Origin of the sequence: Enterobacter sp. 940_PEND, assembly GCF_001059415.1 — a bacterium.
Taxonomy (GTDB): domain Bacteria; phylum Pseudomonadota; class Gammaproteobacteria; order Enterobacterales; family Enterobacteriaceae; genus Enterobacter; species Enterobacter cloacae_M.
This window is the reverse complement of the sequence record NZ_JUMS01000125.1, coordinates 1-19,932: the sequence shown is the minus strand read 5'-3', so window position 1 is coordinate 19,932 and position 19,932 is coordinate 1. Positions and strand designations below refer to the sequence as shown.

Below are 19,932 nucleotides of genomic sequence, written 5' to 3'. Positions count from 1 at the left end.
TACGTGATTGATAAATCCGCCTTTATTCATCCTACCGCTATTGTGGAAACCGGTGCCATCATTGGCGCTAACGTCCACATTGGCCCGTTTTGTATTGTTGGACCCCATGTCGAAATTGGTGAGGGTACAGTACTGAAATCTCACGTTGTCGTGAATGGTCACACGACCATTGGCTGCAATAACGAGATCTATCAGTTCGCTTCCATCGGCGAAGTTAACCAGGATCTGAAATATGCTGGTGAGTCGACCCGTCTGGAAATTGGCGATCGTAACCGTATTCGCGAAAGCGTCACTATTCATCGTGGAACAGTACAGGGTGGTGGGTTGACGAAGGTGGGCAGCGATAACCTGTTTATGGTTAATGCGCATATCGCGCACGACTGTACCGTGGGTGACCGCTGTATTCTTGCCAACAACGCAACGCTGGCAGGACACGTATCGGTTGATGACTTCGCAATTATTGGCGGCATGACCGCAGTCCATCAGTTCTGCATCATTGGTGCGCACGTGATGGTAGGCGGATGCTCCGGTGTGGCGCAGGACGTTCCACCGTATGTGATTGCGCAGGGCAACCATGCCACGCCGTTTGGCGTGAACATCGAAGGCCTCAAGCGTCGTGGTTTTAGTCGCGAAGCGATTACTGCCATTCGCAACGCGTACAAACTGCTGTACCGTAGCGGTAAAACGCTGGAAGAGGCGAAGCCGGAAATTGCCGAGCTGGCGAATAAGCACCCGGAAGTGAACGCGTTCATGGAATTCTTTGACCGTTCAACAAGGGGTCTGATTCGTTAATGGCCGACAGTCGTCCGCTTACGATAGCCCTGGTCGCCGGAGAAACCTCCGGCGATATTCTTGGTGCCGGTCTCATCCGCGCGCTTAAGGCGCGTGTACCCAATGCTCGCTTTGTCGGCGTTGCTGGCCCGCTGATGCAGGCCGAAGGCTGTGAAGCCTGGTATGAAATGGAAGAGCTCGCCGTGATGGGCATCGTTGAGGTGCTGGGACGGCTACGCCGTTTGCTGCACATCCGCGCCGATCTCACCCGTCGTTTTACCGAACTCAAACCCGATGTGTTTGTCGGTATCGATGCGCCTGATTTCAACATTACCCTCGAAGGGAATCTGAAAAAGCAGGGTATCAAAACGATTCACTACGTCAGTCCGTCCGTCTGGGCGTGGCGACAGAAACGCGTTTTCAAAATCGGACGGTCCACCAACCTGGTGCTGGCTTTCCTGCCTTTCGAAAAAGCGTTTTACGACAGATTTAATGTTCCGTGCCGTTTTATCGGTCATACCATGGCGGATGCGATGCCATTGGATCCGGATAAAAACGCGGCGCGCGACGCGCTGGGCATCCCGCATGATGTGCACTGTCTGGCACTGCTGCCAGGCAGCCGTGGTGCAGAAGTTGAGATGCTGAGCGCCGATTTCCTCAAAACAGCGCAAATTCTTCGCCAGACCTATCCGGATCTTGAAGTGGTTGTTCCGCTGGTAAATGCCAAGCGCCGCGAGCAGTTTGAGCGCATCAAAGCGGAAGTCGCCCCGGATCTTCACGTCCGTCTTCTGGACGGGAAAGGGCGGGAAGCGATGTATGCGAGCGATGCCGCGCTGCTGGCCTCCGGTACGGCTGCGCTGGAATGTATGCTGGCGAAATGCCCTATGGTGGTCGGCTATCGCATGAAGCCGTTCACCTTCTGGCTGGCAAAACGTCTGGTGAAAACGGATTATGTCTCCCTGCCAAACCTGCTTGCCGGGCGCGAGCTGGTGAAAGAGCTGTTGCAGGACGAGTGCCAGCCGCAGGCGCTTGCCGATGCGCTGCTGCCGCTGCTCGCCAACGGCAAGACCAGCCACCAGATGCACGATACCTTCCGCGAACTGCATCAACTGATCCGCTGTAATGCTGATGAGCAAGCGGCTGATGCGGTGCTGGAGCTAGCAAAATGATGGAATTTGTTTATCCTCACACTCGCCTTGTGGCGGGCGTGGACGAAGTGGGTCGCGGCCCGTTGGTCGGGGCAGTGGTGACCGCCGCGGTGATCCTCGATCCGGATCGCCCGATTATCGGGCTGAACGACTCTAAAAAATTGTCAGAAAAGCGCCGTCTGGCGCTGTTTAGTGAGATCCAGGAGAAGGCGCTGGCCTGGAGCCTGGGGCGCGCTGAACCGCATGAAATAGACGAGCTGAATATTTTGCATGCCACGATGCTGGCGATGCAGCGTGCGGTTGCAGGTCTGAAAATTTCCCCGGAATATGTTCTGATTGACGGCAACCGCTGTCCGGCATTGCCCATGCCATCAATGGCGGTCGTTAAAGGCGATAGCCGGGTCGCAGAAATTAGCGCAGCTTCTATCATTGCCAAAGTGACGCGCGACGCCGAAATGGCCGCGCTGGACCTCACTTATCCTCAGTATGGTTTCGCCCAGCATAAGGGGTATCCCACACCTTTCCACCTGGAAAGGCTGGCTGAACATGGCGCAACCGAACATCACCGGCGCAGTTTTGGCCCGGTGAAGCGCGCGCTGGGACGGGTGTCCTGAATCAATACGCAAGCAATTAAGTAACGCGGAATCTGAAGATGGCTGAACCACGTTTCGTACACCTGCGGGTGCATAGCGACTACTCCATGATCGATGGGCTGGCGAAGACCGGGCCGCTGGTAAAAAAGGCGGCCTCCCTTGGCATGCCCGCGCTGGCGATCACCGATTTTACCAACCTGTGTGGCCTGGTGAAGTTCTACGGAACGGCGCACGGCGCGGGGATGAAGCCCATCGTCGGCGCAGATTTTCACGTGCAAAGCGATCTCATCGGCGATGAAATGACGCAAATCTCCGTGCTGGCGATGAACAACACGGGCTATCAAAACCTTACGCTGCTGATCTCAAAAGCCTATCAGCGCGGCTATGGCGCGCTGGGGCCGTGGATCGACCGTGACTGGCTGGCTGAACTGAACGAAGGGCTGCTGCTGATCTCGGGTGGCCGTATGGGTGACGTCGGCAAATGTCTGCTGCGCGGCAATAGCGCGCTGGTGGATCAATGCGTCTCGTTCTATGAAGAATATTTCCCGAATCGTTATTACCTGGAGTTGATCCGTACCGGCCGTCAGGATGAAGAGAGCTATCTTCATGCCGCGGTGGCGCTCGCAGAGGAGCGCGGTTTGCCCGTGGTGGCCACCAACGACGTGCGGTTCCTTGAGGCGGGTGATTTCGACGCGCATGAGATTCGCGTGGCGATCCACGATGGCTTCACGCTCGACGATCCGAAGCGGCCGCGTAATTACTCCGCGCAACAGTACATGCGCAGCGAGGAGGAGATGTGTGAGCTCTTCTCCGATATCCCCGAAGCGCTGGAAAACAGCGTAGAGATTGCCAAGCGCTGCAACGTCACCGTTCGCCTCGGCGAATACTTCCTGCCGCAGTTCCCGACGGGTGACATGACCACGGAAGATTTCCTGGTCGCGAAATCAAAAGAAGGCCTGGAAGAGCGTCTGGAATTCCTGTTCCCGGATGAAGAAGAGCGTAAAAAGCGTCGCCCTGAGTATGACGAACGCCTGGACATTGAACTCCAGGTAATCAACCAGATGGGCTTCCCGGGCTACTTCCTGATCGTTATGGAGTTCATCCAGTGGTCGAAGGATAACGGCGTGCCGGTTGGACCGGGCCGTGGCTCCGGTGCGGGCTCGCTGGTGGCGTACGCGCTGAAAATTACCGACCTCGATCCGCTGGAATTCGACCTGCTGTTCGAACGTTTCCTTAACCCGGAACGTGTCTCGATGCCCGACTTCGACGTCGACTTCTGCATGGAGAAACGCGATCAGGTCATTGAGCACGTGGCCGATATGTACGGCCGTGATGCGGTATCGCAGATTATTACCTTCGGTACGATGGCGGCGAAAGCGGTTATCCGCGACGTGGGACGCGTGCTGGGCCACCCGTACGGGTTTGTCGATCGTATTTCTAAGCTGGTGCCGCCCGATCCGGGCATGACGCTGGCAAAAGCGTTTGAAGCCGAACCTCAGCTGCCGGAAATCTACGAAGCTGACGAAGAGGTCAAAGCGCTGATCGACATGGCGCGCAAGCTGGAAGGCGTCACGCGTAACGCCGGTAAGCATGCGGGGGGCGTGGTTATCGCCCCAACTAAAATTACGGATTTTGCACCGCTTTACTGTGACGAAGCGGGCCAACACCCGGTAACCCAGTTTGACAAGAACGACGTAGAATACGCCGGGCTGGTGAAGTTTGACTTCCTGGGCCTGCGTACGTTGACCATCATCAACTGGGCGCTGGAGATGATTAACGCCCGCCGCGAGAAGAACGGCGAACCGCCGCTGGATATCGCGGCCATCCCGCTGGATGACAAGAAAAGTTTCGATATGCTGCAGCGCTCGGAGACCACCGCCGTCTTCCAGCTTGAATCCCGCGGCATGAAAGACCTGATTAAACGTCTGCAGCCCGACTGCTTCGAAGATATGATCGCACTGGTCGCCCTGTTCCGTCCGGGCCCGCTGCAGTCAGGGATGGTAGATAACTTTATTGACCGTAAGCACGGTCGCGAAGAGATTTCTTACCCGGACGTTCAGTGGCAGCACGAAAGCCTGAAGCCGGTGCTGGAGCCCACCTACGGCATTATCCTGTATCAGGAACAGGTCATGCAGATTGCTCAGGTGCTTTCCGGCTATACGCTCGGCGGCGCGGACATGCTGCGTCGTGCGATGGGTAAGAAAAAGCCGGAAGAGATGGCCAAGCAGCGTTCCATCTTTGAAGACGGGGCGAAGAAAAACGGCGTTGACGGCGAGCTGGCGATGAAAATCTTCGACCTGGTGGAGAAATTCGCCGGGTACGGGTTTAACAAATCCCACTCCGCCGCCTATGCTTTGGTGTCGTATCAAACGCTGTGGCTGAAAGCGCACTATCCTGCTGAATTTATGGCGGCGGTAATGACGGCCGATATGGACAACACCGAGAAGGTGGTTGGCCTGGTGGACGAGTGCTGGCGCATGGGGCTGAAGATCCTGCCGCCGGATATTAACTCAGGGCTCTACCACTTCCACGTCAACGACGACGGAGAGATCGTTTACGGGATCGGCGCGATCAAAGGCGTGGGCGAAGGTCCGATCGAGGCGATCATCGAAGCGCGTAACAACGGCGGGTATTTCCGCGAGCTGTTCGATCTTTGCGCTCGTACCGACACCAGAAAACTGAACCGTCGCGTGCTGGAAAAACTGATCATGTCCGGCGCGTTTGACAGACTCGGGCCGCATCGCGCCGCGCTGATGAATTCCCTCGGCGACGCGCTGAAAGCGGCGGATCAGCATGCAAAAGCGGAAGCCATTGGTCAGGCGGATATGTTCGGGGTGCTGGCGGAAGAGCCAGAGCAGATCGAGCAATCTTATTCCAACTGCCAGCCGTGGCCAGAACAGGTAGTACTGGATGGGGAGCGTGAGACGTTAGGCTTGTACCTGACGGGGCACCCGATCAACCAGTACATCAAAGAAATTGAGCGCTATGTCGGCGGCCACAGGCTTAAAGACATGCATCCGACAGAACGTGGTAAAATCACCACGGCTGCGGGGCTCGTGATTGCCGCAAGGGTTATGGTCACCAAGCGCGGCAATCGTATCGGCATCTGTACGCTGGATGACCGTTCCGGGCGTCTGGAGGTGATGTTGTTCACCGACGCGCTGGATAAATACCAGCAATTGCTGGAAAAAGACCGCATACTTATCGTCAGCGGACAGGTCAGCTTTGATGACTTCAGTGGGGGGCTTAAAATGACCGCCCGCGAAGTGATGGACATTGACGAAGCCCGGGAAAAATATGCTCGCGGGCTTGCTATCTCGCTGACGGACAGGCAAATTGATGACCAGCTTTTAAACCGACTCCGTCAGTCTCTGGAACCCCACCGCTCGGGGACAATTCCAGTACATCTCTACTATCAGAGGGCGGATGCACGCGCGCGGTTGCGCTTTGGTGCAACGTGGCGTGTCTCTCCGAGCGATCGTTTACTGAACGATCTCCGTGGCCTCATTGGTTCGGAGCAGGTGGAACTGGAGTTTGACTAATACAGGAATACTATGAGTCTGAATTTCCTTGATTTCGAACAGCCGATTGCTGAGCTGGAAGCGAAAATCGATTCTCTGACAGCGGTAAGCCGTCAGGATGAAAAACTGGATATTAACATCGACGAAGAAGTGCATCGTCTGCGCGAGAAAAGCGTAGAGCTGACGCGCAAAATCTTTGCCGATCTCGGCGCATGGCAGGTGGCCCAGTTGGCCCGCCATCCACAGCGTCCGTACACCCTGGATTATGTCCGCCTGGCGTTTGACGAATTTGACGAACTGGCAGGCGATCGCGCATACGCTGACGATAAAGCTATCGTTGGCGGTATCGCGCGTCTGGACGGACGCCCGGTGATGATCATTGGTCATCAGAAAGGTCGTGAAACCAAAGAGAAAATCCGTCGTAACTTCGGTATGCCAGCACCAGAAGGCTACCGTAAAGCCCTGCGTCTGATGGAGATGGCTGAGCGTTTCAACATGCCAATCATCACCTTCATCGACACCCCGGGTGCATACCCTGGCGTGGGCGCGGAAGAGCGCGGTCAGTCTGAAGCTATCGCGCGCAACCTGCGCGAGATGTCTCGTCTGAAGGTACCGGTCATCTGTACCGTTATCGGTGAGGGTGGTTCCGGCGGTGCGCTGGCGATTGGCGTGGGCGATAAAGTGAATATGCTGCAGTACAGCACCTATTCCGTTATCTCTCCGGAAGGCTGCGCGTCCATTCTGTGGAAAAGCGCCGACAAAGCGCCGCTGGCTGCGGAAGCAATGGGCATCATTGCGCCACGCCTGAAAGAGCTTAAGCTGATCGACTCCATCATCCCGGAACCACTGGGTGGTGCACATCGTAAGCCGGAAGTGATGGCAGCGTCCCTGAAAGCGCAGCTGCTGGCTGACCTGGCAGACCTGGACGTGCTGAGCAAAGACGATCTGCTCAACCGTCGTTACCAGCGTCTGATGACCTACGGTTACGCGTAAGCTTCACAATTATCTGAAAAGCCGCACACTGTTGCGGCTTTTTTTATACCTGCGGTTTAGCCGGACTATGCTTAGCTAATGTTTTTTAAGGAGGAAGCCCATGAATATCATTGCCGTTATGGGGCCACACGGCGTCTTTTATAAAGATGAGCCGATTAAGGAGCTGGAGCAAGCCCTGCAGTCGCGCGGGTATCAGCTAATCTGGCCGCACAACAGCGCCGATCTGCTGAAGTTCATCGAGCATAACCCGCGTATCTGCGGCGTGATCTTCGACTGGGACGAATATGATCTTGAACTGTGCAGCGATATCAACAGGCTGAACGAATATCTCCCGCTGTACGCCTTTATTAATACCCACTCAACCATGGACGTCAGCGCCAATGATATGCGTATGGCGCTGTGGTTCTTTGAATATTCACTCGGCGTGGCGGAAGACATTGCGACCCGAATTCAGCAATACACGAATGAATATCTCGATAACATCACTCCGCCCTTTACCCGCGCGCTCTTCACCTACGTGAAGGAGGGGAAATATACCTTCTGTACGCCAGGTCATATGGCGGGAACGGCCTATCAAAAAAGCCCGGTGGGCTGCCTGTTCTATGATTTCTTCGGTGGCAACACGCTGAAAGCGGACGTGTCGATTTCAGTCACCGAACTAGGCTCTCTGCTGGATCACACCGGCCCGCATCTGGAAGCCGAAGAGTATATCGCCCGCACCTTTGGCGCCGAGCAGAGCTATATGGTGACCAACGGCACTTCGACCTCGAACAAAATCGTCGGGATGTACGCTGCGCCTGCTGGCAGCACCTTGCTGATTGACCGTAACTGCCATAAATCGCTGGCACATCTGCTGATGATGAGCGACGTCGTACCGCTCTGGCTGTCGCCCACGCGTAACGCGCTCGGTATTCTTGGCGGTATTCCGCGCCGGGAGTTCACCCATGACGCCATTGAACGTAAGGTTGCGGCAATTCCTGGCGCAAGCTGGCCTGTCCATGCGGTGATCACCAACTCCACCTACGACGGTCTGCTGTACAACACGAACTGGATCAAAAAGACGCTGGACGTGCCGTCGATCCACTTCGATTCCGCATGGGTGCCGTACACTAATTTCCATCCGATTTACGCCGGAAAAAGCGGTATGAGCGGTGAACGCGTGCCGGGGAAAGTGTTCTTCGAAACGCAGTCGACCCATAAAATGCTCGCGGCGTTTTCCCAGGCTTCGCTTATTCACATCAAAGGCGAATACGACGAAGACACGTTCAACGAAGCCTTTATGATGCATACCACCACCTCACCGAGCTATCCGCTGGTAGCCTCCATAGAAACGGCCGCAGCGATGCTGCGCGGCAATCCGGGCAAACGACTCATCAACCGTTCGGTAGAACGCGCGCTGCATTTCCGCAAAGAGGTTCAGCGACTGAAAGATGAAGCCGACGGCTGGTTCTTTGATATCTGGCAGCCGGAAGAGATTGATGAAGCAGAATGCTGGCCCGTCTCGCCCGGAGAAGACTGGCATGGCTTCCGGGATGCCGATAGCGACCATATGTTCCTCGACCCGGTAAAAGTGACGATCCTGACGCCGGGTATGGATGAGCAGGGCAAGATGAGTGATGAAGGTATTCCGGCCGCGCTGGTCGCGAAATTCCTTGATGAACGTGGCGTAGTGGTGGAGAAAACCGGCCCCTATAACCTGCTGTTCCTGTTCAGTATTGGTATCGATAAAACCCGGGCGATGGGGCTGTTGCGCGGCCTGATGGAGTTTAAGCGCGCCTACGATCTCAACCTGCGGGTGAAAAACATGCTGCCGGATCTCTACGCGGAGGATCCTGACTTCTATCGAAATATGCGCATTCAGGATCTGGCCCAGGGGATCCACAGGCTGATCCGTCAGCACGATCTGCCGCGTCTGATGCTTCAGGCGTTTGATGTCTTACCGGAGATGAAGTTTACCCCGCACAAAGCATGGCAGCGCCAGGTGAAAGGGGAGGTCGAAACCGTCGAGCTGGAAAACCTGGTCGGGCGCGTATCGGCTAACATGATCCTGCCATACCCGCCGGGCGTTCCGCTCCTGATGCCGGGAGAGATGATTACCGAAGAGAGTCGGGCCGTGCTCGATTTCCTGCTGATGCTCTGCTCGGTTGGGCGGCACTATCCCGGTTTTGAGACGGATATCCACGGTGCGAAGCGCGACGAGAACGGCGTTTACTGGGTGCGAGTCCTAAAATAAGGGTGACCGCTTGCCAGGTGCGGGTTTTCGGTTGTAACGTTCAGGCATCATAAAAAGGAGAAGCTATGCTGGGTTTAAAACAGGTTCATCATATTGCGATCATTGCGACCGACTACGCGAAAAGTAAGGCCTTCTACTGCGACATCCTGGGCTTTACGCTCATAAGCGAGGCCTACCGCGAGGAGCGTGACTCCTGGAAGGGCGACCTGGCGTTAAACGGGCAATATGTGATTGAGCTGTTCTCTTTTCCTTTTCCGCCTGCGCGTCCGTCCCGCCCGGAAGCCTGTGGACTGCGTCATCTTGCCTTCAGCGTCGATGACCTGGATAGCGCGGTAAAACATCTGGAGGCGCACGGCGTGACGTGCGAAGCGATACGCGTCGATCCGTTCACCGACAAGCGTTTTACCTTTTTCAACGACCCGGACGGCCTGCCCCTGGAGCTTTATCAGCAGTAATGGTTGTCCTGTGTGATAATGCCCGCTCAGTTCGGGCATTTTTTATGTGTAATCTCCTATGACCTTACCCGCTATCGCACAAGCCGTTTCACCGTACCGCCAGCTGCTGGTGGGGTTTAGCGGTGGCCTGGATTCTACCGTGTTGCTGCATCGTCTAAAGCTTTGGCGCGATCGGGAACCTGACGTCCAGCTTCGGGCGATGCATATTCACCACGGATTGAGTCCTCACGCAGAGGCGTGGGTGGCGCACTGCGAAGCCTTATGTGCGGCCTGGGCGATCCCGCTCATCGTTGAGCGAGTGACGCTTGCGGAGGAAGGGCTGGGCATCGAGGCGCAGGCGCGGAAAGCCCGCTATGCCGCGTTTGCCGGGGCATTACGTGCTGGAGAAGCGCTGGTCACGGCCCAGCATCTGGACGATCAGTGTGAAACCTTTCTGCTGGCGCTTAAGCGGGGTAGCGGGCCGGCGGGACTTTCTGCCATGCCGGCGCGTTCTGAATTTGCCGGCACAACGTTACTGCGTCCGCTGCTTGGCGAGACGCGTGCCTCACTGGAAGCCTGGGCGCGAGAACATCAGCTGAACTGGATCGAAGATGAGAGTAACCAGGATGACGGCTATGACCGTAACTTCCTGCGCCTGCGCGTCCTCCCGCTTTTGGGCGAGCGCTGGCCGCATTTCGCCGACGCGGCGGCAAGAAGCGCCATGCTGTGCGCCGAACAGGAGTTGTTGCTGGATGAGCTGTTGAGCGACGAGCTGGCTGGGCTGATTTCTGCCGACGGGGCGCTGGCGATCGCACCGATGAAAGCGATGAGTCCGGTACGTCGCGCCGCGCTGCTACGACGCTGGCTGGCCTTTCATCGCGCCGCGATGCCGTCGAGGACAATGCTGAGCCGTATCTGGGAAGAAGTCGCTCTGGCGCGGGATGATGCTTCCCCGAGCGTCCACCTGAACGGTTTTGAGGTTAGACGCTATAAGGGGGAGCTCTGGTGGATAAAATCCATGCCCTCGCTGACCGATGTGGTGCTCGACTGGCTTTCTCCTGACGCGCCCCTGATATTGCCCTGTGAGGCAGGACGCGTTTCTCTTCTGTCGTCTGGTCATGTGCGGCTGCCGAAGCCCGGAGAACCTGTCACCGTGCGCTTTAAGGCTGGCGGCATGCTGCATATCGTCGGGCGCAACGGGGGACGGAAGCTGAAGAAAATATGGCAGGAGTGTAACGTGCCGCCATGGCTGCGCGACACCACGCCGCTGCTGTTCTACGGTGAAACGCTTATCGCTGCGGCAGGGGTTTTCATCACGGAAGAGGGGTGGTCAGAAGAGGGTGTCCGTTTTGAGTGGCAAAAAGCGTAACGGGCAGCCAGGCTGCCCGTTAGTGTCATCAGGATTCGCTCACCACGACGGTGCCGATTTGCGGGTGGCTGAAGCTGGCTATTTTGTCCAGACGCAGCTCACGCGTCGCACCGGCGTCTTCCACTATCAGGTATTCCACATTCTTTCGTGAAACCAGATCGCTGGCTTTCGCCTTCAACACTTCGCCATCTTTTAGCTCCAGCGTCAGTAATAAATGATGCTGGCAGGCGAGTTCGAGGTTGTCATAGTCATCACAATTGATGGGTTGATAAGTATCATTCATCGACATAATCGCTCACCAGTAAATTCGCCGCAGCATACGCTGCTTTTTCCCTGACCGACTCTGAAAGGCTCTCATCAGAGGCCACTTCATTAAGCACCTTCAATACACAGCCCAACGCGTCCGGGACATACCCCAGATCTCCGCTGGCGATTTCCGCATACCGTTTGCGAATTAACTCACAATAATTATTCACATCCCCTCCCGCCAGCGCACTGACTTACTGTGAGATATCATTAAGCCTACGAAGATAAACTCGGTTTAGCAAGGTGACTATACCATACTCATTTAAGCAATATCAGAGCCTTGATAGCGGTGTATTTAACACCCTGTAACAGCCTTTTGCCGCGGTTTTCGCTACAATGTGCGCCTGATTCGAATGGAGTTCTCTCATGGCGCTGAAAGCGACAATTTATAAAGCAGTGGTCAATGTGGCCGATCTGGATCGCAACCAGTTCCTCGACGCGTCGCTTACGCTGGCACGCCACCCCTCCGAAACCCAGGAGCGCATGATGCTGCGCCTGTTGGCGTGGATTAAGTATGCCGACGAGCGTCTGCAGTTTACCCGTGGATTAAGCGCAGAAGACGAGCCTGAAGCCTGGCTGCGCAACGATCATCTGGGTATCGATTTGTGGATCGAACTCGGCCTGCCTGACGAGCGCAGAATTAAGAAGGCCTGCACCCAGTCCGCTGAAGTGGCCTTATTCGCGTATAATCAGCGCGCTGCGGAGATCTGGTGGCAGCAAAACAAGAGCAAGTGCGGACAGTTTAAAAATCTCACGGTCTGGTATCTGGACGATGAGCAGCTGGCGCAGTTGAGCGAATTTGCCAGCCGGACCATGGTTTTGCAGGCGACGATTCAGGATGGCGCCATCTGGCTCTCTGATTCTCAGAATAATCTGGAAATTCATTTAACGGCGTGGCAACCCGCGTCATGATCGTCTTGTCCCGAAACGTCAGCATCCCTGACAACGAGCTGGAGATCACCGCCATCCGTGCGCAGGGGGCTGGCGGGCAGCACGTCAACAAGGCGTCGACGGCTATCCATTTGCGTTTTGACATTCGGGCCTCAAGCCTGCCAGAGTATTATAAAGAAAGCCTGCTTGCCGCCAGCCATCACCTGATCACCAGCGATGGCGTGATTGTGATCAAAGCCCAGGAGTACCGCAGCCAGGAGCTCAACCGGGAAGCGGCGATAGCCAGGCTGGTGGCGGTCATCAAAGAGTTAACGACGGTACAAAAAAGCCGCCGGGCAACGCGGCCAACCCGCGCATCGAAAGAGCGTCGGTTGTCCTCGAAGGCCCAAAAATCCACAGTGAAAGCACTACGCGGTAAAGTTCGTCGCCCGACAGAGTGACGAAAGGGAACACACTTTTCATAAGGAATTCATTGTGAAAAAAGTATTATGGTCAGCGCTGGCAGCGAGTACGCTTTTTGCGCTTTTTGGGTGTAACAACCGCTCCGAAACGCAGGTTTTACAACCCACGCAAACGGAAGAATTAAAACCAATGCAGCAGAGCTGGCGCGGCGTATTGCCTTGTGCGGACTGCGAAGGCATTGAAACGTCTCTGTTCCTGCAAAAAGACGGCACCTGGGTGATGAACCAGCGCTATCAGGGCGCAAAAGAGCCTTCTTCTTTTGCAACTTATGGAACATGGGCGCGTACGGCCGAGAAGCTGGTCCTGACGGACACCACCGGTGAGAAAACCTTTTTCCGTGCCAAAGGTGAGGGGATGGAGATGCTTGACCGCGAAGGCAACCCGATTGAATCCCAGTTCAACTACACGCTTGCGCCGGTAAAAGCGGCTCTGCCTGCCACGCCGATGGCAATGCGGGGAATGTACTTCTATAGGGCGGATGCGGCGATCTTTACCGACTGCGCAACCGGCAGGAAGGTCAGCGTGGCAAACAATGCGCAGCTTGAACGTGATTACGCTGTGGCACGCGGCAATGACAGCAAGCCGGTATTGCTGACGGTTGACGGTCACTTTACGCTGGAGCCAAACCCGGATAGCGGGGAGATGGTGAAAACGCTGGTGGCAGATAAAGACGCGAAGTTTGTTGCGGGTAAAGACTGTAACAGTAAATGAGCTGACGCTGAGCCATTAAAAAACCCCGCCTGAGCGGGGTTTTTTGTTTAGCCTTTGATGGCTTTCACCAGGTAATCAAGAATGTCGCCGGTCTTGATCATCTGTTTTTCGCCGCTGCGACGGTATTTGTATTCAATCTCATCGCTGTCGAGGTTACGGTCGCCGATGACGACGGTGTGCGGGATACCGATCAGTTCCATATCGGCAAACATCACGCCTGGACGCTCTTTTCGGTCATCCATCAGCACTTCGATACCCTGAGCGCGCAGCTCGGCATACAGCTTCTCGGCCAGCTCCTGCACGCGGTAAGACTTGTGCATGTTCATTGGCAGAATGGCCACCTGGAACGGCGCGATATTGTCCGGCCAGACGATGCCGCGTTCGTCGTAGTTCTGCTCAATCGCCGCAGCCACCACGCGCGTCACCCCGATACCGTAGCAACCCATGGTCAGGATCTGGTTACGGCCATCTTCACCCTGAACAGCGGCGTTCAGCGCCCGAGAGTATTTATCGCCCAGCTGGAAGATGTGACCGACTTCGATGCCGCGCTTAATCATCAGGGTACCCTGACCGTCCGGGCTTGGATCGCCTGCAACCACGTTACGGATGTCAGCCACTTCCGGCGTCGCCACGTCGCGATCCCAGTTGATGCCGAAGTAGTGTTTACCGTCGATGTTCGCACCTGCAGAGAAGTCGCTCATTGCAGCAACCGTGCGGTCAATAACAACCGGCACCGGCAGATTGACTGGACCCAGTGAACCTGGACCCGCATTCACCACGGCGCGGATTTCCGCTTCCGTTGCGAAGGTCAGCGGGCTGGCTACCTGCGGCAGCTTCTCGGCTTTCACTTCGTTCAGCTCATGATCGCCACGCACCAGCAGGGCAACCAGCGGATAAGCGCTACCTTCGGTGGATTTCACCAGCAGGGTTTTCACGGTTTTTTCGACAGGCAGACTGAACTGTTCAACCAGCTCGGCAATGGTTTTCGCATTTGGCGTATCAACCAGCGTCATCTCTTGCGTTGCCGCGCCGCGCGGTTCTTTTGGCGCCAGCGCTTCTGCAAATTCGATATTCGCCGCGTAGTCTGAAGAGTCAGAGAAGATCACATCGTCTTCACCGCTCTGCGCCAGTACCTGGAACTCATGGGATGCGCTACCGCCGATGGAGCCGGTATCAGCCTGCACAGCGCGGAAATCCAGACCCATGCGGGAGAAGATCTTGCTGTACGCCGCGTACATTGCGTCGTAAGTCTCTTGCAGTGATTCCTGAGAGGTATGGAAAGAGTAAGCATCTTTCATCAGGAATTCGCGAGAGCGCATGACGCCGAAACGTGGGCGAACTTCGTCACGGAACTTGGTCTGGATCTGGAAGAAGTTCAGCGGCAGCTGTTTGTAAGAGCTCAGCTCGTTACGAATCAGGTCGGTAATGACTTCTTCATGCGTTGGGCCGAGAACGAAAGGACGCTCGCCGCGATCGACAAAGCGCAGCAGTTCAGGACCATATTGCTCCCAACGGCCGCTCTCCTGCCACAGGTCAGCGGGCTGAACCACAGGCATGGACACCTCGATAGCACCGGCGTTGTTCATCTCTTCACGCACGATGTTTTCGACTTTTTTCAGGACGCGCACGCCGGTCGGCAGCCAGGTGTATAACCCGGAGGCCAGCTTGCGGATCATCCCGGCGCGCAGCATCAGCTGATGGCTGATCACTTCGGCGTCGGCAGGCGTCTCCTTCAGAGTGGAGAGCAGATATTGGCTAGTACGCATGTTGTTACGGTTCCATTTCGACGATTGGAACAGGCTGAAACACCAGCCTGACACAAAAAAAGTGGTTTAGTTTACCAGTGTGGCAAAGATGCCAAAAGAGAGGAGAACAAAATTACCTGGGTTCAAGGGCAAACACTTCAAAACCTGCCCCGGTGACGCGCCAGCGAACGTTGAAATCAAGCAGCCAGACGGCGTACGTTTTTCCTTCTTCCTCTTCTTTACGGTAGGCCGGACGCGGGTCCTGTGCCAGAACTTCAGTGATGAAATCCCGTAAGCGAGGATAGCGTTTCTCCAGCTGACCGAGCTGCGCGGTTATCTCTGGCGTAAAATAAACAGGCATGTCCGCCTGCGGCGCGTCCTGAGCATAGCTTGCGCGCGCGTCCGGGAGCGCTTCGGCGAAGGGCAAATAGGGTTTGATGTCGATTACCGGCGTGCCGTCGACCAGGTCCAGACTACCTAACTCCAGTATCACCCGATCTTTCTGGCAGCGTATGCCTTTCAGTTCAACCAGCGACATTCCAACCGGGTTTGGGCGAAAGGTCGAGCGAGTCGCAAACACGCCCATTCTCGCATTTCCGCCAAGACGAGGAGGACGCACGGTGGGACGCCAGCCGCCTTCCATCGTCTGGTGAAACACGAACACCACCCATAAATGGCTGAAAGCCTCGAGCCCGCGTACCGCATCGGCCTGATTGTAAGGCGCAATCAGGTGTAGCTCACCGCTTCCGCTGGTGACCAGACCGGGCTGGCGGGGGACGGCGAACTTCTCTTTATAAGGAGAGTGGATAACGCCTATCTGCTCGAACTGAAATGCACTCATTTCGCCGTGATGTTCAGCGCAGAACCGATGCAAACCGCCTGACGATAGCAGCCCGGCGTGCCGCTGGTGACTTCACAGCTGTGCAGCAGAACCGCGTTAGCTTTCATTTTTGCGGCATTAATCTGCATACGTTTACGCGCTGTCGGAATATTCGGTGGTGAGTCCTGATTGGTCGCCTGACAGGATTCGCCGCTCACTTCGCCCAGTTCACGGAACGGTTTACCGACGAGTTCGTCCGCTTTCGTGATAATACGAACCGGCGCAGGGCGAACCACTTTCGGTTTCGCAGGTTCGGTCTTTGGCGGGGTTGCCGTGCTTTGAACAGGTTCAACGGGAGATCTGCTTAGCATAGAACAGCCGCTCAGCATGAGTGCTAAAAGACAGATCGGTAAAGCACGCATAATATTTCCTCAATGGATAATCAAAACGTCAGATATTGAATCAGTTGACTGCACAAATGACAAGACGGGCATAAGCCCGTCCTGATGATATTACACTGAGGTGAGATTACCAGCCTTTAACAGCGCCGCCGTTAAACACTTTGTTGGCTTCCTGGTAAACTTCATCTGACTGATAGGCCTGAACGAATTTCTTCACGTTTTCCGCGTCCTTGTTGTCTTCGCGAGTCACGATCAGGTTAACGTACGGGGAGTCTTTATCTTCAACGAAGATACCGTCTTTGGCTGGCGTCAGGCCAATCTGGCTGGCGTACGTGGTGTTGATAACGGCCAGGGCAATCTGCGCATCGTCCAGGGAACGTGGCAGCTGCGGTGCTTCCAGTTCAACAATTTTCAGATTTTTCGGGTTTTCGGTGACGTCCAGAACGGTTGGCAGCAGGCCAACACCGTCTTTCAGTTTGATCAGGCCCACTTTCTGCAGCAGCAGCAGGGAACGACCAAGGTTAGTCGGGTCGTTAGGCACGGCAACCTGAGAGCCTGGCTGCAGCTCGTCCAGAGATTTAATTTTCTTAGAATAACCGGCAATTGGATAAACGAAGGTGTTACCCACGCCCACCAGTTTATAGCCGCGATCTTTAATCTGCTGATCCAGGTATGGCTTATGCTGGAAGGCATTCGCGTCGATATCGCCTTTGCTCAGCGCTTCGTTCGGCAGAACGTAATCGTTGAAGGTCACCAGCTCCACGTCCAGGCCATACTTCTCTTTTGCCACTTTCTGAGCAACTTCCGCAACCTGCTGTTCTGCACCCACGATAACGCCCACTTTAATGTGGTTTGGATCCTTTTCGTCCTGACCGCAACCCACCAGTGCCAGAGAGCCGATCAGCGCGCCTACTGCTGCGAAGGTCTTTAATTTAAACGCCATGTTTTATCCTTAACTCGTAGAGTTTGTGTTGTGTGTAACGTTATTTATGCGTAACAGCCCGGACGATGCGATCGCCAGAGAACTGGATTAAGTAAACCAGAACAACCAGCAATACCAGAACGGTATTCATCACGGTAGCGTTATATCCAATATAGCCGTACTGGTAACCAATTTGACCTAAACCGCCGGCACCAACGGCACCGCCCATCGCGGAATAACCGACCAGGGTGATAAGCGTAATAGTTGCCGCATTCACCAGCCCAGGCAGCGCCTCAGGCAGCAGAACCTTGCGGACGATCTGCATCGGCGTTGCGCCCATCGCGCGTGATGCTTCGATCAAACCGGTTGGGATCTCCAGCAGGGCGTTTTCCACCATACGGGCAATAAACGGCGCAGCGCCAACGGTCAGCGGAACGATAGCTGCCTGCAGGCCGATAGACGTTCCGACGATCACGCGGGTAAATGGAATCATCCACACCAGCAGAATAATGAACGGGATAGAACGGAAGATATTCACCAGCGCGGAGAGCGTACGGTACAGTTTCGCGTTCTCAATGATTTGCCCCGGACGCGTCACGTACAGCAATACGCCGACCGGCAGGCCAATCACAAAACCAAAGAAGCCAGAGACAAAGGTCATTGCCAGCGTTTCCCAAACGCCGCGAACCAGCAGCCACATCATCGGCTCAGACATAACCCAGTACCTCTACTTTTACATGGTGTTCTTGCAGCCAGGCAATCGCGGCCTGGGTTTCTTCTTGTGTGCCGTGCATTTCTGTCAGCATGATGCCGAACTTCACGCCGCCGGCGTAATCCATCTGCGCGCTGATGATGTTGTTGTTCACGTTAAAGCGACGCGCGGTTTCGGAAAGCAGGGGAGCGTCAACGGACTGACCGGTGAACTCCATGCGCAGCATCGGGACGCTGTCTGCTGCGGGTTCGGTTTTCAAACGCTCCAGATAATCTTCCGGAATATCCAGATGTAGCGTGGACTGGATGAACTGCTGTGCCAGAGGCGTCTTCGGATGCGAAAACACTTCACTTACCGTGTCCTGCTCGATCAGTTCACCGTTGCTGATGACCGCCACGCAGTCGCAGATGCGTTTCACCACGTCCATCTCATGTGTAATAAGGAGGATCGTCAGGCCCAGGCGACGGTTAATGTCTTTCAGCAGTTCCAGAATCGAACGCGTGGTTGCCGGATCCAGTGCGCTGGTGGCTTCATCACACAGAAGTACCTTAGGGTTGCTTGCCAGCGCGCGGGCAATGGCCACACGCTGTTTTTGCCCACCGGACAGATTTGCCGGGTAGCTATCATGTTTGTCGCCCAGACCCACGAGGTCGAGCAGCTCGGTAACGCGACGCTTCACTTCTTCTTTCGGCGTGTTATCCAGCTCAAGCGGCAGGGCAACGTTGCCGAACACGGTGCGGGAAGCCAGCAGGTTAAAGTGCTGGAAGATCATGCCAATCTGACGACGCGCTTTGGTGAGTTCTTTCTCTGAGAGGGCGGTAAGTTCCTGGCCGCCAACTTCTACGCTGCCCTGGGTTGGGCGCTCAAGCAGGTTAACACAACGAATCAGCGTGCTTTTACCTGCACCCGATGCGCCAATGACGCCATAAATTTGACCAGCAGGAACATGCAGGCTGACGTTGTTCAGTGCCTGAATGGTTCGGTTCCCCTGCTGGAACACTTTGGTGATATTGGAAAGTTTAATCATTAGATTATTTTTATCGTATGTAAGTTAGCCGTGGCATTTTCTTCTGCCAGATACGGGTGATGACCGTAAACAAAACGGATGTTAAGGCATCCAGACGTCTAAATCAATCCAACTCTGTACGATGAGCACTTTATTGCGCTGCGATTCATGAGATACTAGTCGAACATGCCTTTTTCAGGAGCAAACCGGTGGCAAAATCAGTACCCGCAATTTTTCTCGATCGTGACGGCACTATTAATGTGGATCACGGTTATGTCCATGAGATTGATGAGTTCGAGTTTATCGAGGGCGTAATAGATGCCATGCGCCAGCTGAAAGAGATGGGCTATGCGCTGGTGGTGGTAACGAACCAGTCCGGTATTGCACGCGGTAAATTCACCGAAGCGCAGTTCGAAACGCTGACGGAATGGATGGACTGGTCGCTGGCCGACCGAGGCGTGGATCTCGACGGCATCTACTATTGTCCGCACCACCCGCAGGGAACGGTAGAAGCGTATCGCCAGACCTGTGACTGCCGTAAGCCGCATCCGGGGATGTTCATCTCTGCGCAGGAGTTCCTGCACATTGATATGTCTGCTTCTTATATGGTGGGCGATAAACTGGAAGATATGCAGGCAGCAGCGGCAGCGGGTGTAGGAACCAAAATATTAGTACGCACCGGCAAGCCAGTGACGCCAGATGCAGAAAATGCAGCGGATTGGGTAATTAATAGTCTGGCCGACCTGCCAAAAGAGATTAAAAAGCACCAAAAATAGCCTTTTTGGTGAAAAGGTGAGCGGTTGAAATAAAAATGCATTTTTCCGCTTGTCATTCCTCGGCGGCCCCCTATAATGCGCCTCCATCGACACGGCGGATGTGAATCACTTCACAAAC

Annotated in this window: 20 protein-coding genes; 12 read left to right on the top strand and 8 right to left on the bottom strand. The window is 55.3% G+C overall.

Going from position 1 to position 19,932, the window contains the following annotated elements; genetic code table 11:
* Window positions 1–3: 3 nt before the first annotated feature.
* The 8 genes from lpxA (at window position 4) to tilS (ending at window position 11,062) form a co-directional block, all read left to right on the top strand.
* Complete coding sequence (lpxA, locus tag ADJ24_RS18545) at window positions 4–792, top strand: acyl-ACP--UDP-N-acetylglucosamine O-acyltransferase (RefSeq protein ID WP_023310462.1); 789 nt, start codon at window positions 4–6, stop codon at window positions 790–792.
* Complete coding sequence (lpxB, locus tag ADJ24_RS18540; protein ID WP_023310463.1) at window positions 792–1,940, top strand: lipid-A-disaccharide synthase; 1,149 nt, start codon at window positions 792–794, stop codon at window positions 1,938–1,940. Before lpxA ends, lpxB begins: the two co-directional genes overlap by 1 nt.
* Window positions 1,937–2,533 (top strand): ribonuclease HII, encoded by a 597-nt coding sequence (rnhB, locus tag ADJ24_RS18535; RefSeq protein WP_023310464.1) that lies wholly within the window; start codon window positions 1,937–1,939, stop codon window positions 2,531–2,533. The genes lpxB and rnhB overlap by 4 nt, the downstream gene beginning before the upstream one ends.
* 38 nt (window positions 2,534–2,571) lie before the next feature.
* Window positions 2,572–6,054, top strand: coding sequence for a DNA polymerase III subunit alpha (gene dnaE / locus ADJ24_RS18530; RefSeq protein WP_023310465.1), 3,483 nt, complete (start codon window positions 2,572–2,574; stop codon window positions 6,052–6,054).
* A gap of 12 nt (window positions 6,055–6,066) precedes the next feature.
* On the top strand, window positions 6,067–7,026 hold the full coding sequence (accA, locus tag ADJ24_RS18525) for an acetyl-CoA carboxylase carboxyl transferase subunit alpha (protein ID WP_023310466.1): 960 nt from the start codon (window positions 6,067–6,069) through the stop codon (window positions 7,024–7,026).
* A 100-nt stretch (window positions 7,027–7,126) separates the two neighbouring features.
* The gene (locus tag ADJ24_RS18520; protein ID WP_023310467.1) at window positions 7,127–9,259 is read left to right on the top strand and encodes a lysine decarboxylase LdcC; all 2,133 of its coding nucleotides are present in this window, start codon (window positions 7,127–7,129) and stop codon (window positions 9,257–9,259) included.
* A gap of 65 nt (window positions 9,260–9,324) precedes the next feature.
* On the top strand, window positions 9,325–9,714 hold the full coding sequence (locus tag ADJ24_RS18515; protein WP_023310468.1) for a VOC family protein: 390 nt from the start codon (window positions 9,325–9,327) through the stop codon (window positions 9,712–9,714).
* Between the two features lie 58 nt (window positions 9,715–9,772).
* Entirely contained in the window at window positions 9,773–11,062 is a 1,290-nt protein-coding gene (gene tilS / locus ADJ24_RS18510) for a tRNA lysidine(34) synthetase TilS (protein ID WP_023310469.1), read from the top strand.
* A gap of 28 nt (window positions 11,063–11,090) precedes the next feature.
* Here the strand turns inward: tilS and rof are convergent, their stop codons facing one another.
* Both rof and ADJ24_RS23650 read right to left on the bottom strand, forming a co-directional pair.
* Window positions 11,091–11,351, bottom strand: a complete 261-nt coding sequence (gene rof / locus ADJ24_RS18505; RefSeq protein WP_008501890.1) for a Rho-binding antiterminator — start codon at window positions 11,349–11,351, stop codon at window positions 11,091–11,093.
* The gene (locus tag ADJ24_RS23650; protein WP_008501889.1) at window positions 11,338–11,538 is read right to left on the bottom strand and encodes a YaeP family protein; all 201 of its coding nucleotides are present in this window, start codon (window positions 11,536–11,538) and stop codon (window positions 11,338–11,340) included. Before ADJ24_RS23650 ends, rof begins: the two co-directional genes overlap by 14 nt.
* A 196-nt stretch (window positions 11,539–11,734) precedes the next feature.
* Between ADJ24_RS23650 and ADJ24_RS18500 the strand changes: the two genes are divergently transcribed.
* The 3 genes from ADJ24_RS18500 to nlpE are packed head-to-tail and all read left to right on the top strand — an operon-like array spanning window position 11,735 to window position 13,432.
* Window positions 11,735–12,280 carry a YaeQ family protein gene (locus ADJ24_RS18500; RefSeq protein WP_023310470.1) on the top strand — a complete coding sequence of 182 codons (546 nt, stop codon included), beginning with the start codon at window positions 11,735–11,737 and terminating at the stop codon, window positions 12,278–12,280.
* Window positions 12,277–12,699 carry an alternative ribosome rescue aminoacyl-tRNA hydrolase ArfB gene (gene arfB / locus ADJ24_RS18495; RefSeq protein WP_023310471.1) on the top strand — a complete coding sequence of 141 codons (423 nt, stop codon included), beginning with the start codon at window positions 12,277–12,279 and terminating at the stop codon, window positions 12,697–12,699. Before ADJ24_RS18500 ends, arfB begins: the two co-directional genes overlap by 4 nt.
* Before the next feature lie 34 nt (window positions 12,700–12,733).
* The gene (gene nlpE / locus ADJ24_RS18490; RefSeq protein ID WP_023310472.1) at window positions 12,734–13,432 is read left to right on the top strand and encodes an envelope stress response activation lipoprotein NlpE; all 699 of its coding nucleotides are present in this window, start codon (window positions 12,734–12,736) and stop codon (window positions 13,430–13,432) included.
* A gap of 47 nt (window positions 13,433–13,479) precedes the next feature.
* Here the strand turns inward: nlpE and proS are convergent, their stop codons facing one another.
* The 6 genes from proS to metN all read right to left on the bottom strand — a co-directional run bounded on the left by proS (window position 13,480) and on the right by metN (window position 19,059).
* The gene (gene proS / locus ADJ24_RS18485; protein ID WP_023310473.1) at window positions 13,480–15,198 is read right to left on the bottom strand and encodes a proline--tRNA ligase; all 1,719 of its coding nucleotides are present in this window, start codon (window positions 15,196–15,198) and stop codon (window positions 13,480–13,482) included.
* A gap of 112 nt (window positions 15,199–15,310) precedes the next feature.
* On the bottom strand, window positions 15,311–16,018 hold the full coding sequence (gene tsaA, locus ADJ24_RS18480) for a tRNA (N6-threonylcarbamoyladenosine(37)-N6)-methyltransferase TrmO (protein ID WP_023310474.1): 708 nt from the start codon (window positions 16,016–16,018) through the stop codon (window positions 15,311–15,313).
* Entirely contained in the window at window positions 16,015–16,419 is a 405-nt protein-coding gene (gene rcsF / locus ADJ24_RS18475; protein WP_008501883.1) for an Rcs stress response system protein RcsF, read from the bottom strand. The genes tsaA and rcsF overlap by 4 nt, the downstream gene beginning before the upstream one ends.
* A 106-nt stretch (window positions 16,420–16,525) precedes the next feature.
* The gene (gene metQ, locus ADJ24_RS18470; RefSeq protein WP_014168729.1) at window positions 16,526–17,341 is read right to left on the bottom strand and encodes a methionine ABC transporter substrate-binding lipoprotein MetQ; all 816 of its coding nucleotides are present in this window, start codon (window positions 17,339–17,341) and stop codon (window positions 16,526–16,528) included.
* Window positions 17,342–17,381: 40 nt separating this feature from the next.
* A complete protein-coding gene (locus tag ADJ24_RS18465; RefSeq protein WP_003856130.1) occupies window positions 17,382–18,035 on the bottom strand; it encodes a methionine ABC transporter permease MetI in 654 nt (217 codons plus the stop codon).
* Window positions 18,028–19,059, bottom strand: a complete 1,032-nt coding sequence (metN, locus tag ADJ24_RS18460; RefSeq protein ID WP_023310475.1) for a methionine ABC transporter ATP-binding protein MetN — start codon at window positions 19,057–19,059, stop codon at window positions 18,028–18,030. The genes ADJ24_RS18465 and metN overlap by 8 nt, the downstream gene beginning before the upstream one ends.
* A gap of 188 nt (window positions 19,060–19,247) precedes the next feature.
* Here metN and gmhB point away from each other — a divergent pair, with 188 nt between their 5' ends.
* The gene (gene gmhB, locus ADJ24_RS18455) at window positions 19,248–19,814 is read left to right on the top strand and encodes a D-glycero-beta-D-manno-heptose 1,7-bisphosphate 7-phosphatase (protein WP_023310476.1); all 567 of its coding nucleotides are present in this window, start codon (window positions 19,248–19,250) and stop codon (window positions 19,812–19,814) included.
* The last annotated feature ends 118 nt before the right edge of the window (window positions 19,815–19,932 follow it).

What these genes read in the sequence shown, in the direction of transcription:
- lpxB (WP_023310463.1), top strand. Translation starts at nt 792, where the DNA reads ATGGCCGACAGTCGTCCGCTTACGATAGCCCTGGTCGCCGGAGAAACC.
- rnhB (WP_023310464.1), top strand. Translation starts at nt 1,937, where the DNA reads ATGATGGAATTTGTTTATCCTCACACTCGCCTTGTGGCGGGCGTGGAC.
- dnaE (WP_023310465.1), top strand. Translation starts at nt 2,572, where the DNA reads ATGGCTGAACCACGTTTCGTACACCTGCGGGTGCATAGCGACTACTCC.
- accA (WP_023310466.1), top strand. Translation starts at nt 6,067, where the DNA reads ATGAGTCTGAATTTCCTTGATTTCGAACAGCCGATTGCTGAGCTGGAA.
- ADJ24_RS18520 (WP_023310467.1), top strand. Translation starts at nt 7,127, where the DNA reads ATGAATATCATTGCCGTTATGGGGCCACACGGCGTCTTTTATAAAGAT.
- ADJ24_RS18515 (WP_023310468.1), top strand. Translation starts at nt 9,325, where the DNA reads ATGCTGGGTTTAAAACAGGTTCATCATATTGCGATCATTGCGACCGAC.
- tilS (WP_023310469.1), top strand. Translation starts at nt 9,773, where the DNA reads ATGACCTTACCCGCTATCGCACAAGCCGTTTCACCGTACCGCCAGCTG.
- rof (WP_008501890.1), bottom strand. Translation starts at nt 11,351, where the DNA reads ATGTCGATGAATGATACTTATCAACCCATCAATTGTGATGACTATGAC.
- ADJ24_RS18500 (WP_023310470.1), top strand. Translation starts at nt 11,735, where the DNA reads ATGGCGCTGAAAGCGACAATTTATAAAGCAGTGGTCAATGTGGCCGAT.
- arfB (WP_023310471.1), top strand. Translation starts at nt 12,277, where the DNA reads ATGATCGTCTTGTCCCGAAACGTCAGCATCCCTGACAACGAGCTGGAG.
- proS (WP_023310473.1), bottom strand. Translation starts at nt 15,198, where the DNA reads ATGCGTACTAGCCAATATCTGCTCTCCACTCTGAAGGAGACGCCTGCC.
- tsaA (WP_023310474.1), bottom strand. Translation starts at nt 16,018, where the DNA reads ATGAGTGCATTTCAGTTCGAGCAGATAGGCGTTATCCACTCTCCTTAT.
- rcsF (WP_008501883.1), bottom strand. Translation starts at nt 16,419, where the DNA reads ATGCGTGCTTTACCGATCTGTCTTTTAGCACTCATGCTGAGCGGCTGT.
- metQ (WP_014168729.1), bottom strand. Translation starts at nt 17,341, where the DNA reads ATGGCGTTTAAATTAAAGACCTTCGCAGCAGTAGGCGCGCTGATCGGC.
- ADJ24_RS18465 (WP_003856130.1), bottom strand. Translation starts at nt 18,035, where the DNA reads ATGTCTGAGCCGATGATGTGGCTGCTGGTTCGCGGCGTTTGGGAAACG.
- metN (WP_023310475.1), bottom strand. Translation starts at nt 19,059, where the DNA reads ATGATTAAACTTTCCAATATCACCAAAGTGTTCCAGCAGGGGAACCGA.